Raw genomic sequence first — 17,267 nt, 5'->3', positions numbered from 1 at the left:
ACCACAGGCCTCAACGTGAACGATGTCGCGAGACACCTGTGAACGGTGTCCCGCGACATCGCAGGGGTGGAGCTGAGGGGACTCGAACCCCTGCCCCCCACACTGCCAGGGCGGCTGGGCGGGGTTTGCTCAAGTCCCTCAGAGCTCATTCGCGCAGGTCAGAGGGCTACTCGGTCGTCTACGGGCTCCCGCGAACGACCCTGAACGCCGTCGCTTGGCCACCATCGTGGCACCGCGCGGAGGCCGCGTGCCGGACGTGGTGAGGCCCAGGACCGGCATCGACACGTCCCGGCCCATCACCGTGGCCGCCAACCGCCGCTCGTTGCTCAGCCCCGCCGTGTGCGGCACGAACACCAGCTCGTCGAACGCCGCCAGGTTGTCGGCGGCCGTCAGCCCCTTCTCGAGCCGGCCACCGTGGCCCCGTACACGCCCTTCGGCAGTCGGCGCTGTGCCCGCTGCGCCTCGGCCACCGTCTCGAACCACGCTGTCACCAGCCCAGGGCCTTCCTCCCCACCCCCAGGTGCCGCTGCGCGACAGCACGAACTCGCTCCGCGCTCGCGACCGGTGCCGATCGCTGACACCTCGCTCCCGGCTCACCGCCGGAGCAGGGAGAACCGCTCGAACGCGTCGTCGGCGAGCTCCACGCCCAGGCCCGGACGCTCGTCGGCGCTCACGTGCCCGTCCTTCACCGTGAGCGGCTCGACGAGCATCCCGTCCCAGCCGGGGCCGCCGTAGGCGTCGAACTCGATCAGCGGGGCGTTCGTGCAAGCCAGGATCAGGTGCAGGCCGGCCGCGAGCGAGATCCCAGTGCCCGAGGAACAGGCGATGTGGGGGACGCACTCGATGTTCCAGGCGCTGGCCATGTCCGCGATCCGCTTGGCCTCGGAGATGCCGCCGACGCTGGTGCAGTCGGGCTGGAGGACGTCGAACGTCCGACGGGACAGCAGGTCGATGTACTCGAACCGGGTCAGCAGCGATTCCCCGCCGGCCAACCGCAGGGAGACCCGATCGGCCAGCCAGGAGTAGTCGTCGACGTACTGCGTCAGGCTGCGGGAGAGGATGGGCTCTTCCAGGAAGGCGACCCCCAGCTGCTCGAGCTCGCGGGCCAGGGCGAGGGCGGTCCGCCGGTCGAACGACATGTTGCCGTCAACCATGATCTCGGCGTCGTGTCCCACGGCCTCCCGCACGCTGGCGACCAGGTCGACCGTCTCGCGCAGCTGCGGGGTGGCCCGCAGCTTCATCGCCGTGAAACCGTCCGCGACCGCCCGCCGGCACTCCTCGACGATCTCCGGCGTCGGCTTGAGCGAGGGCGCGAAGTAGGCGCGCACCGTCGACTTCGCCGCCCCGAGGAGCCGGTACACCGGCTGCCCGCTGATCTTGCCGAGCAGGTCCCACAGCGCGATGTCCACGCCGCTCAGCGCGTAGGTCTCGATCCCCCGCCGGCCCCACATGTGCGTGGCGTCGAGCATCTGCTGCCACAGGGCGGCGATGTCCCGGGGATCCTGACCCACGAGCATCGGGGCCAGCTGGTCGTTGACGATCGGCCCCACGGTCGGGAAGTACTCGGCGGAGAAGCCTGCCTCCCCCAACCCGACGTGCCCGTCGTCGGTCTCGACGCGGACGACGATGCCGCCCTTGACCCCGACGACCATGGCGCCCCAGCGCAACGGCTGGTCCAGGGGGCTGCCCAGCGGGATCGCCTCCACACTCACGATCTTCATGTCACTCCCTCCTCAGCCGGCGGCCGGCGCGTCGTCGCCGCTCGTCAGGTGAGCGATGATCGTCTCGACGAACTGCGGCAGGTCGGCGGGCGTGCGCGACGTGATGACGTTGCCGTCCTCGACGACCGCCTCGTCGACCCACGTGCCACCGGCGTTCACCACGTCGTCGTGGATCGGCAGGTACCCGGTCGCCCGGCGGCCCTTCAGCGCACCCGCGGAGACGAGCATCCATCCGCCGTGGCAGATGGCCGCGGTCAGCCGACCGGCGTCGTGCACGCTCCGGACCAGCTCGACCATCTCGGGGTGCAACCGCATGTTGTCCGGCGCGAACCCGCCCGGGATGACGACGGCGTCGAAGTCCTCCGCACGGACCTCCGCCGCCGCGAGATCGGCCGCCATCGGATATCCCTCCTTGCTGGCGTACGACTGCTTGGTCCCGCTCCCGATCACGCGCACGGTCGCCCCGGCGGCCTGCAGCCGCAGCAGCGGGTACCAGCCCTCGAGGATCTGGTACTCGTCCTCGATCAGCAGTGCGATGGTCTTGCCTTCCAGGCTCACGTCGTGCTCCTCACGTGGGGTTGCGGTTCTCGAGGGTGTGCGGCGGGCGGCGCGGCTAGCTCATGACGAGGCCGCCGCTGACGTTGATGGCTTCGCCCGTGATGGCCGAGGACGCATCGGAGGCGAGGAACAGGCAGACGTCGACCACTTCGCGCGCGTCGATGAAGCGCCCCATCGGCGCGGACGTCCGCCACTGCTCGGCGATGTCGGCCGCCGTCGTCCCCTCGATCTCGGCGTGGCCGCGCATCACCTCGTCGAGGTGCGGCGTCTCGACCGGGCCGGGGCAGACGGCGTTCACCCGGATTCCGTCTCCCGCGACCTCGAGCGCAAGGGTCTGCGTCAGCCCCAGCAAGGCCCACTTGCTCGCGACGTAGGCCGAGCGATGGGGCAGGCCGCGCTTGGCCACGTTCGAGGCGATGTTGATCACGGTGCCGCCCGGGCGGCCGGTCATCTGCCGCAGAGCGGCGCGGGTGCACAGCATCGCGCCGGTGAGGTTCACCGACAGGGTGCGCTCCCAGGCCTCCAGCTCCATGTCCCGCACCAGCGCCACCGGGGTGCCCAGCGCGGCGTTGTTCACCAGTACGTCGACCGGACCCCAGAGCTCGTCCACCCGGGTGAAGGCGTCGGTGACGCCGGCCTCCGACGTGACGTCGAGGTGGATCCCGACGGCGGTGCCGCCCTGAGCGCGGATCGACTCGACAACGGCTTCCGTCGGCCGGATGTCGGCCACGGCGACCCGTGCCCCCTCGCGGGCCAGGCCTTCGGCGATGTGCGCGCCGATCCCCTGCGCAGCACCCGTGACGATCGTCGTCCTGCCTGTCAGTCGCACGGTCGACCTCCTGTTAGTACGTCGGGGATGTCCCGACATCGGGACGGGGAGCCCAGCCGTCGTACGGCGGGCGGGAAGCGGGAGGCAGCAGCGTCCCTGCCCGGGTGACGGCCCCCGAGCAGGAACGCGCTGCGCGGAGGGCGGCTAGTTGCCGCGCCCCTGGGCGAGGCGCTGATTGGCGCCGACGGCGACCAGGATGATCGCTCCCTGCACCGCCATCTGCAGGTAGGGCGAGATCAGCATCAGGTTCATCAAGTTGCCGGCGATGCCGAGGATCAGCACACCCAGGACGACGTCCCGGATCTTGCCCTGCCCACCACTGAGCGGGATCCCCCCGACCACCACCGCGGCGATGGACATCAGCATGAACTCGCTGCCGGCAGACGGGCTGACGCTGCCGGTGCGGGCGAGGAAGAGCAGGCCGGCCGCCGCGGCGAAGACACCCGCCGCCGCGTAGATGAAGATCTTGATCCGCGGCACCGGGACCCCCGACAGCCGCGCGGCGGTCTCGTTGCCGCCCACGGCGTACAGCATGGCGCCCTGCTTGGTGCGGCTGAGCACCAGGTGGCCGATCACGATCAGCACGGCCCACAGCAGGACGGGCACCGGGAGGATCCAGACCCGCGCTTCCCCGAGGTCCTTCAGCAGCTGGGCCGGCTGGGTCACCGGCGCGCCCTTCGTGAGCATGAAGGTGATGCCGACGACCACCAGGTAGGTCGAGAGCGTGATGATGAACGGCGGCACGGTGGTGCGCCCGGCCAGCAGCCCGTTCACCACGCCGACCAGCAGGCCGACCAGCAGACCGAGGACGATCGCCAGCGGCAGCGGCAGGTGTGGCATGAACTGTGGTTCGGCCGAGCTGCTGTCGCCGATGATCAGCGCGGCGAGGATCGCGGTCGCCCCGATGGAGAGGTCGAGCCCCTTGCTGATCACCGCATAGGCCTGCGCCATCGCCAGGACGCCCACGACGGCGGTCTGGTAGAGCACCGTCGTCAGGTTGCTCGGCCGGACGAACACGCCCTTGCTGAGGACGATGGCCGCGATGATGAGCAGGACGAGCACCCACACCATCGCGCCGCCGGGCAGCCGTCGACGGTTCGCCTGGCCCCCGGCCGGCTGCGACGGGCTGTCGGCGGCCGGCTGCGTGAGGTTCTGAGACACGGTCACGAGGTCCTCCCCAGCAGGTGGTTGCGCCGCCGCAGGACGGCCGGGACGGCGACAGCCGCCAGGATGAGAAGGCCCTTGAGGACGCTCTGCAGGTACGAGTCGACGTCTGCGAGGTTCATGACGTTCGTGATCATGAGGTAGGTGAGGACGCCGATCATCGCCTTGATCAGGTTGCCCGAGCCTCCGTAGAGGCTCACCCCGCCGATGACGACGGCGGCGATGGTGTCGAGCTCCCAGCCGACACCGAGGCCGGGCAGACCGCTGCTGGCGCGCGCGGCGAAGAGGACACCCGCGACCCCGGCCAGCATGCCTGACAGGGCGAAGGCGGTCACCTGGACCCGGGCGACGGGCACGCCGGCCAGCCGAGCGCTGTCGGCGTTGCCGCCGATGGCGAAGAAGTACAGCCCCGTCCGCGTGAGGCGCAGGACCGCGTACACCACCGCAGCGAGCACCGCCCAGATCACGAACAGCAGGGGGACGAAGCCGAAGGACGTGCTGTTGATCTTCATGAAGGTCGGATCGGTGATCACGATCCCGCGGTTGGAGATCGTGAAGGCCACGCCCTGAGCGATCCCCGTGACGCCGAGCGTCGCGACGATCGCCGGGATGCGCCCCCAGGTGACCGAGAACCCGCTCAGCAGCCCCAGCAGCGCCCCGCTCGCGATCGCCAGCAGGATCCCGAGCAGACCCATGTCGCCGAGGGTGGAGGCGACGACCATGGAGCTCGTCGCCGCGACGGCACCCACCGACAGGTCGAACCCGCCGGCGACGATGACGACGTACTGCCCGATCGCCAGGATGCCCAGCACCGCGGCCTGGCTCAGCAGCCCCTGGAGGTTGAACGAGGTCAGGAAGTTCGGGCTCGCGATGAAGCCGGTGAACACCATCGCGAGGAACAGGATCTCGACCGCTCGCCCGGACAGGCCGGACAGCCAACGCCCCGGTCCGCGGCCGGGCTGCGGCCCTGGGTCCGTCGTCTGCAGCCGGACGCCGGCGTCGGCTCCGACGGTGGCAACCATCTTGTCGGTCATGACGCGATCGCCGCCGACCTGGGCACTGCGTGACTCATGATCACCTCTTGCGTGGCTTCTTCTCTGGACAACTCGCAGGTCAACCGCCCCTCGGCCATGACCAGGACCCGATCGCTCATCCCGAGCACCTCGGGCAGTTCGGAGGACGCCATGAGGATCGAGATCCCCCGGGACGCCAGCCGGTCCATCAGGGCGTAGATCTCGCTCTTCGCGCCGACGTCGACTCCGGCCGTGGGCTCGTCGAGCAGCAGAACCGACGTGCCGCGGGCCAGCCACTTCGCGAGCACGACCTTCTGCTGGTTGCCGCCGCTGAGGAAGCGGACGGGCTGGGCGGCGGACGGCGTCTTGATGCGCAGGTCCTCGATGAAGCTGCGACACACCGTCGCCAGCTCCTTGGTCCGGACGACGATGCCGCGGGACAGACGCCCCAGGGAGGGCAGGGTGAGGTTCTCCTGGACCGAACGGGACAGGATCAGCCCGGCGCCCCGCCGGTCCTCAGGGACCAGGCCGATCCCCGCATCGATCGCTTGCTGCGGCGTCCGGGCCTTCAGGGGCTGCCCGTTCAAGGTCACCGTTCCGCTGTCCGCGGGCACCACGCCGAAGATGCAGTTGAGCAGCTCACTGCGGCCGGCGCCGACCAGCCCGGCCAGCCCGAGCACCTCACCGCGCCGGAGGTCGAAGCTGACCTCCTCGAAGTGGCCGCGCAGCGTGAGCCCGCGCACCGACAGGACGACGTCGTCACCCACGACCGCCGTCTTGGTGTATTGATCGGAGAGCTCCCGGCCGACCATCGCGCGGATGATGTCCGGCACCGAGGTGTCTTGGACGGCGCGGGTCTGCACCCACTGCCCGTCGCGCATCACCGTGACCCGGTCGCCGATGAGCATGAGCTCCTCGAGCCGGTGGGAGATGTAGACGATCCCCATCCCCCGGGCCCGCAGGGACCGGACGATCTCGAAGAGCGACTCGAGTTCGTGGTCGCTGAGGACCGCGCCGGGCTCATCCATGATGAGGACCCGGCAGTTGCGGGACAGCGCCTTCGCGATCTGCACCAGCTGCGCGTTCGCCGCGGTCAGGTCGCTGACCGGCGCGTCCACGGGCAGGGTCACGCCCAGCTCGTCGAGGACCCGCCGGGCTTCCCTCCGCATGCCGGCCCGGTCGAGGGCGCCCGAGCGTCCCCGGGGCTCGTGACCCAGGAAGACGTTCTCGGCGACGGTCAGCTGCGGCACGAGGTCGGTCTCCTGGTAGATGGCCGACACCCCCAGCCGGTGCGCCAGGGCCGGCCGGAGGCCGGCGTGTTCCTGGCCGCCGATCGTGATGACGCCCTGGTCCGGCTGCTCGGCACCGGTGAGCATGCGAATGAGCGTGGACTTGCCGGCGCCGTTCTCGCCGATGAGGCAGTGGACTTCACCGGCGCGCAGGTCGAAGTCGACCCCGCGCAGGGCGGCGACACCGGGGTAGCTCTTGGTGATTCCGGTCATCCGGACCAGGACGTCGTCAGTCACGTGTTCAGCACTCCTCTCACATGTCCGCGGGCATCAGCAGCAGTCGATGCCGAGCTCGGTCAGCTCGTCGATCCGCTCCTGGATCCCCTGCCGCGCCTGGTCGGAGTCGGCCTCGTAGACGGTCTTGGGCAGGAGCTGGGTGGTCTCCTCCAGCGAGCCGTCCTGGACGTCCTGCCAGGTCTGCATCGTCAGTTCGCCGAACTGCGGAGGCGTCGAGATGGTCATCCGCATCTCGCCGTCGAGGATCGCCTGGAGACCCGTGCGCTGGGCGTCCTTGCCCCAGATCCAGCCGAGCAGCTCGTCACGGCCGGCGGCCCTGATCGCCGCGATCGCGCCGAGGGCCATCTCGTCGTTGTCGGCGATGACGCCGTCGATCTCACCGGCGCCGAAGCGCTGGAGCAGGTCCTCCATGCACTGCCGTCCCGGCTCGCGGGAGTAGTTCCCGTCGCACTGGGCGACCTCTTCGATGCCCGGGTTGTCCGCGAGCACCTGGTCGATGCCCTCCTGCTCGTCCAGAACGGGAGACGCACCCGAGGTGCCGGTGATGTGGACGATACGGCCGGTCGGCGAGCCGTTCTTCTCGGTGAGGCCCTTGACGACGCTCTCGGCCACCAGCTGGCCGGTCTCGACGAAGTCGATGGTCAGGAAAGCCTTGTACTGCCCCTCGCCCGGCGTCCCGGGAAGAGCGCGGTCCACCACGATCAGCGGCACACCGGCCTCCTCAGCCAGGCCGGGCACGGGGGCCAGCGGCTCGAAGGTCACCGGCCGCACGACCAGGAGGTCGGGCTGGCGGGACAGCAGGTCCCGCACGTCCTGCAGCTGCTTGGCCGGGTCACCCTCGGCGTCCGCCTGGATGAACTCGCAGCCGGCGTCCTCGACCGCGGCCTTCATGTCGCGGGAGTTCTCGACCATCCACTCGAAGCCGAGCGACTCCTGCGAGAACGCGACCGTGCAGCTGCCGTCGCCGGAACCATCCCCGCCGGCCTGCGCGCTGTCGCCGCGGCCGCAGCCGACGACGACGAGGGACAGCAGGCCGGCGCTGATCGCGCCGATCGCCTTGGTTCTCGTTGCTCGCTTCATCCATCTCTCCTGGGTTGAGGGCTCGCCGCACAGCGGTCGAGCTGGAGGCCATCCCTCGCCGGGCTGGCGTGCGCTGAACTGCAGGGGGTGGTGCGGGGAACCGGGTCGTCCTGGTGCCGAGGTCCGCGAAGGGCCGGGTACCGAACTCCCGCCTACGTACTCGTGAGTGAAATGGCTTTCCGCTCATCGGAACGGTTCGTAGCGTGCCGCTGCCTGGGGGATGTGTCAAGGGACACAGGGCCAGGATTTGTCCGAGTCGTTCCAGCGCCTTCGGCGAACAGGCCGAAGCGCCCTCACCTGGTGGCGGTCCGGGATCGCCGGACGCTGGATCAGGGAGGGTCTGAGCGCGGTCGCCGCAGAACTGCAGGCGTTTCCCTCGCGCCTGCTTCAGAGGTGGCGCACGGACAACGGGGACCCCGGAACCCGGCGGGCGTGCACGCGCGCACGCCCGCCGAGAGGTCGAGCGGCTACCGGAGCCGGGTCGTCACGCCTACTCGGCCGGGGCCAGGCCGTCGGAACGCACCTGCTCCGACGTGGTGCCCGACGCCGCGAGCGCCGCGAGCCTCGAGAGAGCCTCCCGGGGCGCCCCCAGCGTCGCCGAGATCCGATGCGCAGCCGTCAGGACCGACGGCCCGAGGCGGAGCGCCTCGTCGAGGCTGAGATCGAAGGTTGCAGAGGAGACGCTGACGCCGCCGATGACCTCGCCCCGCGCGTCGAACACCGGAGCTCCGACACAGCGGACGTTCTCCTCGTTCTCCTCGTCGTCGATGGCGAAGCCACGGGCACGGATCTCCTCGAGCTGCTGCCGGAGCGCCCGGGACGTGGTGATCGTGTGCGGCGTCCGCCGGACCAGCGACGCAGGCTGCAGGTAGGGCTCGGCCTGATCCGGTGACTTGAACGCGAGGATCGCCTTGCCGATCGACGTGCAGTGCACCGGCAGTGACGTCCCGATGGTCGAGGCCATGCGGTACGGCCGGCGGCCCTCGATCTTCGCCACGTACACCGGTGCGTCGCCCGTCATCACCGCGAAGTGGATGGCGTCCGGGGTGATCGTCTGGAGCCAGCGCAGCCCTTCCTTGGCCTCGCTCGCGTAGTCCAGCTGGGCCAGCGCCTCTCCCGACAGCGCGAACATCCTCGACCCCAGGCAGTAGGACCGGTCGTCGTCCTGGCGCAACAGGTCCCGGGCCACCAGGAGCCGCAGGATCCGGTGGGCCGTCGGCTTCGGGATGCCGGCCTCGCCGGCCAACTCGGCCAGCGTCAGCGGGCGATGGGCAGTGATGGCGATGGACAGGAGATCCAGTGCGCGGTCGATCGCACTCGGTGGCCCCTGAGCGTCGATCTGCGTCATGCCCCTGCCCCGTGATCCCGATTTTCCGTGAAGGTGGGAAACGGTACCCGTTCATCCCGGGGTTCGCGGCGAGGCGAAGCTGGACCCGGGTCGCCGTCACGGCTCATCGCTGGACACGGGCGCCTACCCCGTTCACCAGCGCCTCCACCTCGGCCAGGGTGGCCATCGACGTGTCACCCGGCGTCGTCATCGCCAGGGCACCGTGCGCCGCGCCGTACTCCACTGCGGCCCGGATGTCGGCCTTCTCCAGCAATCCGTAGATCAGACCTGCAGCGAAGCCGTCACCCCCACCGACGCGATCGAGGATGTCCAGGCCGGGCCGGGGCACCGACTCGAAGACGTCGCCGTCCAGCCAGGCCAGGGCGCTCCAGTCGTTCACCAGAGCCGTCCGGACGGTGCGCAGGGTGGTCGCCACGACCTTGAGGTTCGGGTACTCGGCGGAGACCTTGGCGACCATCTTGGCGAAGTTCTCCACCTCGGGGGCGCTGGGGCAGATGTCCGTGTGGGGCACCTCCAAGCCGAGGGCCGCGGTGAAGTCCTCCTCCTTGCCCAGGCCCAGCATCACGTCGACGTGCGGCGCCAGCCGGCGGTTCACCTCCTGGGCCCGCGCCATGCCTCCGTAGCTCTGCCACAGACTGGGCCGGTAGTTGAGGTCGTAGGAGACGATCGTCCCGTACCGCTTGGCGGCAGCCATCGCTTCTTCGATGACGTCGGGCGTGGTCTCGGAGAGCCCGGCGTAGATGCCCCCGGTGTGGAACCAACGGGCACCGAGGTCACCGAAGATGTGGTCCCAGTCCACGTCGCCCCTGCGCATCTGGCTGGCCGCGGTGTGCCCCCGGTCCGACATGCCGAGGGCCCCGCGCACACCGAACCCGCGCTCGGTGAAGTTCAGCCCGTTGCGCACCGTGCGGCCGCAGCCGTCGTAGGGCACCCAGCTGACGTGCTCGGTCCCCACGTCGCCCTGGAAGATGAGGTCCTCGATGAGTCGCCCCACCTCGTTGTCGGCGAGCGCCGTCACGACGGCGGTGCGCAGGCCGAAGCAGCGCCGCAGACCGCGGGCCACGTTGTACTCGCCACCGCCCTCCCACGCGCGGAAGGAGCGCGCCGTGTGGATGCGCATGTCCCCGGGGTCGAGTCGCAGCATGATCTCGCCGAGGGAGACGAGGTCGTACCGGCATTCCTCCCGCGGACGGGTCGAGAGCTCGGACATCAGGCCCCTCGTGACTCGTCGGCGGAAGTGAGGGAAGCGACACGAAGAACGGCTTCCCGCGTCCGTTGCTCGATGCCGGCGAAGTCGCCGGTTGACAACAGCGAGGGAGCCACCATCCAGCTGCCTCCCACGGCGATGACGGCGGGGTGTTCGAGATAGCTGCCGGTGTTGTCCAGGGAGATCCCCCCGGTCGGGATGAACCGGGTGCCCGCGAAGGGAGCGCTCAGCGCGGCCAGCGCCTTCACGCCCCCCGCGGCCTCGGCGGGGAAGAACTTGAGCACATCCAGCCCGGCGTCGAGCCCCATGATCACCTCGGTGGCCGTGGCGACCCCAGGAATCACCGGCACACCGACCTCCCGACACGCGGCGACGACGGCGGAGCTGAAGCCCGGCGTGACGACGAACCGCGCCCCGGCGCGAACCACCCGCTCGACCTGCTCCGGGCGGACGACGGTCCCGGCGCCCACGAGCAGGTTCGGGTCCTCGGCCATCCGCGCGAGGACGCCCTCCGCCGCGGGTGTCCGCATCGTCACCTCGACGCAGGGCAGACCACCCGCGACCAGGGCCCGCGCCAGCGGCTCGGCGTGGGCGACCTCCTCGACGGTCGCCACGGGGACCAGGCGCGCCCCGGTCAGGCGGCCCAGCACGTCGTCCGACGAGTCCGCGCACGGAGCATTCGCGGCGTTCAGGCCGGTGAGCACCGCCGCATCCACCGTCGTCATCGCATGTATCCGAGGCGGTGTCCGGCGACCTGCATCCTGATCCGGTACACCGACGTGTTGGCCGTCAGGTAGAGCGACCGCCAGTCGGCGTCGCCCCAGTTGAGGTTGGCGACCTGCTCCGGCACCTCGATGGTGCCCAGCCGCGTCCCGTCGGGTGCGTAGACCCAGACGCCGCCGGGGCCGGTGACGTACACGTTGCCGCGCTCGTCGATCTTCATGCCGTCGACGTAACCGTCGTCGCCGGCAGCGCTCGCGGTGATGCCGGCGGCGAAGACGCGTCCGGGACCCAGCGGGCGCTCACCGGTCATGTCGAGGACGCGGATGTGGGCCCGCGCCGTGTCCCCGACGTAGAGCAGGGACTCGTCGCGGGAGAGGCAGAGACCGTTCGGCTGCGCCATGTCGTCGACCAGCAATTCGAGGTCGCCACCGTCTGCGGGGACCCGGTACACGCCCTGGATCTCCTGTTCGACGTCGCGGACCACGCCGACCGACTCCATCAGCCGTCCGTACGTCGGGTCGGTGAAGATCACGGACCCGTCCGACGCGACGATGACGTCGTTGGGGCTGTTGAGCTCCTTGCCCTGCCAGTGCGAGGCGATCGGCGTCCGCGGGCCGCCCGGGGCCCCCCGGGTGACCGTGCTGGTGGCGTGCTCGCACACGACGAGCCGGCCCTCGTTGTCCAGCGTCATGCCGTTGCCCTTGGCGTTGGGCTCGCGCACCACGCTCTGGCCCTCCTCGGGGTGCCAGCGCAGCAGCCGGCTCGCCGGGATGTCGCTGAAGAGGAGGTAACCGTCGGGCAGCCAGACCGGCCCTTCGGTGAAGATGCAGTCCTTCGCGACGCGTTCGACCGCGGCGCCGGGCTCAACGAGGTCGGCGAGACCGTCTCCTGTGGGGCTTGTCATCGTGTGTCGTTCCTTCCGGTACCGAGAGGCCGACCGGCCTCACGCGTTCTCTGGGCCACGGGGGGACTCGACGTCCGCCCTCCTCGTGACCGCGCACGCGACCAGGGCTGACCGAGTGACCGCGCCGGATCCGGCGCGGAGGAGACCGCCGGCGGGCAGCGCAGCGGCGCTCGCGGGTGGTCGAGGAGAAGGGGTGACCCGGCCCCGTGCGATCGCCCGAGGGCGATCGCACGGGGCCCGCAGGTCAGGCGACGCCGGACAGCTCGCCGCCGTCGGCGAAGAAGGGGGCCCCGGTGGAGAAGCTGCAGTCATCCTGCGCGAGGTAGACCACGAGCGGGGCCACCTCCTCCGGCTCACCGGGACGCCCCATCGGGTTGCTCGCCGCCACCGCGGCGGGGTCGGCCTGCGCGGCGAGGAAGTCCCGGCCGATGCCGGTCATGATCAGGCCGGGCACGAGGGCGTTGACCCGGATGTTGTCCTTCGCCAGGTCCATCGCCATCGCGCGCGTGAGCGACAGGACGGCGCCCTTGGAGGTGATGTATGCGGCGTTCCCGGGCCACCCCTTGAAGGAGGCCGGGGAGGCGGTGTTGATGATCCGGCCCCCGCCGGTGCGGCGCATCTCCGGAATCGCGAAGCGCGAGCAGAAGAAGATGCTGTCGACGTTGACCGAGAGGACGCGCCGCCAGTCCTCCACGCTCATGTCGACGACGCTGCCCTCCATCGGGTTGATGCCGGCATTGTTGAAGAGGACGTCCACCCGGCCGAACGCCTCGACCGTCGCCTCGACCACCTGGCGGCAGTCGGCCTCCTGCGAGACGTCGCTCTTGACGAAGATCGCCTCGCCGCCGTTCGCCCGGATGGTCTCGACGGTCTCCTCCCCGCCGGCGGCGTTGAAGTCCGCCACGGTGACCCGAGCACCCTCACGCGCGAAGGCGACGGCCGTAGCCCGACCGATCCCCGACGCCCCGCCGGTGACGATGCACGCCTTTCCGCTCAACTTCATGTCCTCAGCTCTGCCTTCCACGGAGGTGTCGACCCGGTGCGCTGACCGGAGGGGCGGCTCGCCGGCAGGGGCTCCGAAGCGGCCCCTGCCGGCGAGCACCGGCGATCAGGAGGTCTTGCCCGCCTTGCTCAGGTCGAGCGGGCGGGCGAGCTCCTCCGCGTCCACCACCAGGTTGTTGATGCCCCGGTGGTTGAAGGCCGACCGGCCGAAGAAGGCCTCGATGTCGGTCAGCGGGCCGATCGGCAGCTGGTCGAACGGACCGTCGGTGATGCTGATCTCGCCGGTGCCCTTCTTGACGTCGCTCGAGTCGAAGTCGAGCTGGACGAACACCAGCTGCTGCTTGTCGATCGCGGCGCGGTCCGGCGACGGCACCTGGCGGAAGCAGATGGCGTGCGTCCGGCCGTAGAAGGGGAACTCCGAGGTGTCGACCGGCTGGAGGTTCTCGGCCTTGGCGGAGATCAGCTTGGTGCCGCGGCGCGACACCGTGTACTCGTAGCTGTCGGAGTCACCGTCGGTGGTCTTCGGCGTGATCTCCATCTCGCCGATCTTCTTCGGGTAGCCCCAGACCTCGCGGCCGTGGACCAGCACCAGGTCGTCGTCGACATAGAGCTGCACGAGGAAGTTGCCCTTGGTCTCCGGCCGGCCCGGGAGCTGGGACACGACACCGACGCCCCACTCGTGGAACGGCCACGCCCAGGTGGTCTGCCCCTCCTTCTGGGTCTCCTTGAACCACCCCATGTAGATGATCACCTCATCGGTGGCCTCCAGCGGCGCGGGGACGAGCTTGCGGAGCTGCTCGATGTCGCCCTTGGCGCGGAAGACGATGTAGTCGGCGTCGATCCGACCCATCTCCTCCTCGCCCTGCGCGCAGGCGAGCCAGTCCAGCTCGAAGTTGCGGCAAACCTCGGCCTGCTTCTGCACCATGTCTTCTCCTCACTCACATCCGCGGCAGGGGTGCCGCTGGGGATGACTTGCCTCGGCTCGGAGCCGTTCCGATCGACGACGAGAGGGACCGGCCCCCGAGGGCTTCAGTCCCGATGCGTTCAGCTGAACGAAACGCCGTGTCGGTGAACAGAATGCTTGCAGAGTGGTTCCGGTCACGTCAAGACCCCGGAGCGGAACCGTACGAAGGAGATTTCGCCGGGGAAAAAGGCCTTTGACCAGGCACTATGCGACAGCACGCCTGGCCCGGGGGCGGCATCCGCCCCCGGGCATCGAGACCTGCGTGCCCGGCAGCGGCGACACCGCTCCCGAGGCGTGGAGTCAGGCGGTCGGCGGGAAATCGACCGCCCGAGAGGACTCCTCCCTGGCCGCCCACTCGGCCAGCGTCGCCTGGTAGCGCTGAGCGGCCAGGTCGAACGCTCCGGAGCCCATGAGCACCCGCCGCGGTGGGCTGGGGTTGTCGACGATCTCGAGGAGCAGGTCGGCAGCGCGGGCCGGGTCGCCGGGCTGCTGCCGGTCGAACTCCGTCGACATCGCCTCCAGCCGGGCGTCCCAGGCGTCCGCGTACGCGTCGAGCGTCGTCGCGACGCGGCGCATCGACGCGTGCGCCCAGTCCGTGCGCATGGCACCGGGTTCGAGCAGCGTCACGTCGATGCCGAAGGGCCGGACCTCCTCGGCCAGGCTCTCGCTCATGCCCTCGAGGGCCCACTTGCTCATGCAGTAGAGCCCGACCATGGGGAAGGCGGCGACGCCGGCAATGCTCGACACCTGCACGATGTGCCCGCTGCCCTGGGTCCGCAGATACGGCAGGGCCGCCTGCACCACCCACATCGGGCCCAGCAGGTTTGTCTCGAGGAGCGCGCGCGTCTCCGCCTCGCCCGCCTCCTCGATGGCGCCGAGGACCCCGTGACCGGCGTTGTTGACGACCACGTCGAGGCGCCCGAAGACGTCGTGCACCCGGTCGAAGGCGCGCAGCACGTCGGCGCGCGCGGTCACGTCGAGCTGCACCGGGAGGAACGCCCCGTCGTAACGGTCCACGAGGTCCTTCAGCGGCTCCAGGTCGCGTGCCACCCCCGCCACGAGGTCGCCGCGGTCGAGGGCCGCCTCGGCAAAAGCGCGGCCCAGCCCGCGGGACGCCCCGGTGATGAACCAGGCCTTCATCGGGGCAGGCCCGATGAGGCGCCGAGATCGGCCTCGACGGCCGCCAAGTCGTCGTCGAGCAGCTGCAGCTCCGCAGCACCCACCAGGTCGTCGAACTGAGCCGGTCGCCGGGGGCCCACGATGGCGCTGGACACGCACGGACGACGGAGCACCCAGGCGATGGCGACCTCCGAGACGGTTCGGCCGTGCCGGTCGGCGACCACGCGGAGCGCATCGACCACGCGGAGGTTCTCCGAGAGCTGCGGCTCGGTGTACTCCGCGTGCCCGTGCCGCCAGTCAGCCGGCGGAAGCGCGTCGACGCGTTCGCGGGTCATCCGCCCGCTCAGCAGGCCGTGCTTGAGCGGCGAGTAGGTGACGGCCCCGATGCCGATCGCCTCGGCATAGGGAAACACCTCCTTCTCCGCGGTGCGCTCGACGAGCGAGTACTCGGGTTGTATGGCGTCGATGGGTGCGATCAGCTCGCACCGGGCCATCTGCGCGGCGGAGAAGTTCGAGACCCCGGTGAACCGGATCTTGCCCTCCGCCTTGAGGTCGACCAGCGTGCTCCAGCCCTCCTCGAGGTCCTCGTCCGGGATGGGCCAGTGGATCATCAGCAGGTCGAGGACGTCGGTCTCCAGCCGGGACAGGCTGGCATCCACCTCCTCGCGGATCGAGGCGGCGGTGATGCGGTTCTCGAAGTCGCCGACCTCGCTGGGCACGAGCCCGCACTTGGTGAAGACGAGCGGACGCTCCCGCATGCCGCGCAGCGCTCGGGCGACGATGCGCTCGGCGTGCCCGAATCCGTAGTAGGCCGCCGTGTCGATCCAGTTGATGCCCAGATCGAGAGCGCGGCGAATGGTGGCGACCGACTCCTCGTCATCCGCCGGACCGAGGTTGGAGGTCCGGCGCTTGCCGGCCCCCATCGCCCAGGTGCCCATGCCGAGAACCGTCAGCTCCACACCGGTCCGACCGAGCGGACGCACCTGCATTCCTGTCTCCCTTGAACGTCGGGGAACCGCGCGATCTGTGGACCGTGATGAGGGATGGGTCGCGAGACGCGTGGTCGGTCGCGACCCATCCCAGGCCTCGGTCCGCCCCTCGGCGGACTACTTGGTGAGGGCGCCGGCGTCGATGCGGAGCTCGGTGCCGGTGACGTACCGCGCCTCGTCGGAGGCGAGGAAGAGCACGGCGTTGCTCACGTCGATCGACTCGATCCACGGCACGGGGATGAGGTTGATCCCGATCGACGGCGGGATGAAGTCCTCGACGGTCGGGTCCTCGAGGTCGGGCCGGAAGGCCTTCCACAGCGGCTTGTGCATGATCAGCGGCGTGTTCACCTGAGTCGGGTGCACCGTGTTCACGCGGATGTTGTTCGGGCCCAGCTCGACGGCCAGCGTCTTCGCGATGCCGACGACTCCGTGCTTGGCGGCGACGTAGTGGACGGCGTTGCCGAGCCCCTTGGTGCCCGCGGTGGAGCTGGTCAGGATGATCGATCCGCCGTTGTCCGCCTCGAGCATGTGCGGGATGGCGGCCTTGACGGTGTGCCAGACGCCGGTGAGGTTGACGTCCAGCATGTCCTGCCACTCCTGCTCGGTGAGCTCGTGCGCCCGAGCGAGGCTGAGGATGCCCGCGTTCGCGACGACGATGTCGACCTTGCCCAACTCGGCGACGCCCTGGTCGAGCGCGGCCTGCAGCGCGCCGTAGTCCCGCACGTCGGCCTGGACCGCGACCACCCGACGATCGAGCGCCTCGATCTCCTTGACCGTCTGCGCCAGGTCCTCAGGGGTCGCCAAGTCGTACGGGGCGGTGTCGATCTGGGTGCAGAAGTCGACGGCGATGATGTCCGCGCCCTCCTGCGCCAGACGGACCGCGTGGGACCGCCCCTGCCCTCGAGCCGCCCCTGTGATGAATGCGACCTTGCCCTCGACACGTCCCATGGAGCCATCTCCCTTGAAGTTGATCGGGCGAGTTCTTGCGCTCGAGAGTCGCCGAGCCCGCCCGGTGACGACAGAACCGTACGCGACACCGTTCCGTAGTGCGGAATGCTGTCTCGCTGGCGGGAACGAGGCTAGGGACGTGGATCACGGTCGTCAAGCCCTCGGCTCCGAG

The 17,267-nt window shown here is 70.1% G+C and carries 16 protein-coding genes; all 16 read right to left on the bottom strand.

Going from position 1 to position 17,267, the window contains the following annotated elements; translation table 11 throughout:
* Positions 1-593 precede the first annotated feature (593 nt).
* Positions 594-1,721, bottom strand: a complete 1,128-nt coding sequence (locus MY526_RS01570) for a mandelate racemase/muconate lactonizing enzyme family protein (protein ID WP_436703068.1) — start codon at positions 1,719-1,721, stop codon at positions 594-596.
* 12 nt (positions 1,722-1,733) lie between these two features.
* Positions 1,734-2,279, bottom strand: coding sequence for a type 1 glutamine amidotransferase domain-containing protein (locus tag MY526_RS01565; RefSeq protein WP_436691444.1), 546 nt, complete (start codon positions 2,277-2,279; stop codon positions 1,734-1,736).
* Positions 2,280-2,334: 55 nt separating this feature from the next.
* On the bottom strand, positions 2,335-3,108 hold the full coding sequence (locus MY526_RS01560) for an SDR family NAD(P)-dependent oxidoreductase (RefSeq protein WP_436691443.1): 774 nt from the start codon (positions 3,106-3,108) through the stop codon (positions 2,335-2,337).
* A gap of 144 nt (positions 3,109-3,252) precedes the next feature.
* Positions 3,253-4,275, bottom strand: coding sequence for an ABC transporter permease (locus tag MY526_RS01555; RefSeq protein WP_436691442.1), 1,023 nt, complete (start codon positions 4,273-4,275; stop codon positions 3,253-3,255).
* Positions 4,272-5,306: an ABC transporter permease gene (locus tag MY526_RS01550; protein WP_436691441.1), complete on the bottom strand. Its 1,035-nt coding sequence runs from the start codon at positions 5,304-5,306 to the stop codon at positions 4,272-4,274. Before MY526_RS01550 ends, MY526_RS01555 begins: the two co-directional genes overlap by 4 nt.
* Positions 5,303-6,811, bottom strand: a complete 1,509-nt coding sequence (locus MY526_RS01545) for a sugar ABC transporter ATP-binding protein (protein ID WP_436703067.1) — start codon at positions 6,809-6,811, stop codon at positions 5,303-5,305. The genes MY526_RS01550 and MY526_RS01545 overlap by 4 nt, the downstream gene beginning before the upstream one ends.
* Before the next feature lie 33 nt (positions 6,812-6,844).
* The gene (locus MY526_RS01540; RefSeq protein ID WP_436703066.1) at positions 6,845-7,891 is read right to left on the bottom strand and encodes a substrate-binding domain-containing protein; all 1,047 of its coding nucleotides are present in this window, start codon (positions 7,889-7,891) and stop codon (positions 6,845-6,847) included.
* A 490-nt stretch (positions 7,892-8,381) separates the two neighbouring features.
* Positions 8,382-9,239, bottom strand: a complete 858-nt coding sequence (locus MY526_RS01535; RefSeq protein ID WP_436703065.1) for an IclR family transcriptional regulator — start codon at positions 9,237-9,239, stop codon at positions 8,382-8,384.
* A gap of 103 nt (positions 9,240-9,342) precedes the next feature.
* Complete coding sequence (locus tag MY526_RS01530) at positions 9,343-10,449, bottom strand: PfkB family carbohydrate kinase (protein WP_436703064.1); 1,107 nt, start codon at positions 10,447-10,449, stop codon at positions 9,343-9,345.
* On the bottom strand, positions 10,449-11,171 hold the full coding sequence (gene eda, locus MY526_RS01525) for a bifunctional 4-hydroxy-2-oxoglutarate aldolase/2-dehydro-3-deoxy-phosphogluconate aldolase (protein WP_436703063.1): 723 nt from the start codon (positions 11,169-11,171) through the stop codon (positions 10,449-10,451). Before eda ends, MY526_RS01530 begins: the two co-directional genes overlap by 1 nt.
* Positions 11,168-12,073, bottom strand: a complete 906-nt coding sequence (locus MY526_RS01520) for an SMP-30/gluconolactonase/LRE family protein (RefSeq protein ID WP_436703062.1) — start codon at positions 12,071-12,073, stop codon at positions 11,168-11,170. Before MY526_RS01520 ends, eda begins: the two co-directional genes overlap by 4 nt.
* A gap of 244 nt (positions 12,074-12,317) precedes the next feature.
* Positions 12,318-13,076 (bottom strand): SDR family NAD(P)-dependent oxidoreductase, encoded by a 759-nt coding sequence (locus MY526_RS01515; RefSeq protein ID WP_436691434.1) that lies wholly within the window; start codon positions 13,074-13,076, stop codon positions 12,318-12,320.
* A gap of 105 nt (positions 13,077-13,181) precedes the next feature.
* On the bottom strand, positions 13,182-14,000 hold the full coding sequence (locus MY526_RS01510; protein ID WP_436691433.1) for an acetoacetate decarboxylase family protein: 819 nt from the start codon (positions 13,998-14,000) through the stop codon (positions 13,182-13,184).
* Between the two features lie 339 nt (positions 14,001-14,339).
* Positions 14,340-15,179, bottom strand: coding sequence for an SDR family NAD(P)-dependent oxidoreductase (locus tag MY526_RS01505; protein WP_436691432.1), 840 nt, complete (start codon positions 15,177-15,179; stop codon positions 14,340-14,342).
* Complete coding sequence (locus MY526_RS01500) at positions 15,176-16,147, bottom strand: aldo/keto reductase (RefSeq protein WP_436703061.1); 972 nt, start codon at positions 16,145-16,147, stop codon at positions 15,176-15,178. The genes MY526_RS01505 and MY526_RS01500 overlap by 4 nt, the downstream gene beginning before the upstream one ends.
* A gap of 117 nt (positions 16,148-16,264) precedes the next feature.
* A complete protein-coding gene (locus MY526_RS01495; RefSeq protein ID WP_436691430.1) occupies positions 16,265-17,095 on the bottom strand; it encodes a mycofactocin-coupled SDR family oxidoreductase in 831 nt (276 codons plus the stop codon).
* Positions 17,096-17,267: the final 172 nt, after the last annotated feature.

The organism is Geodermatophilus sp. CPCC 205761 (assembly GCF_051383655.1).
Taxonomy (GTDB): Bacteria; Actinomycetota; Actinomycetes; order Mycobacteriales; family Geodermatophilaceae; genus Geodermatophilus.
Note: the sequence above shows the minus strand (reverse complement) of the source record. Positions and strands in the feature narration are given on the sequence as shown.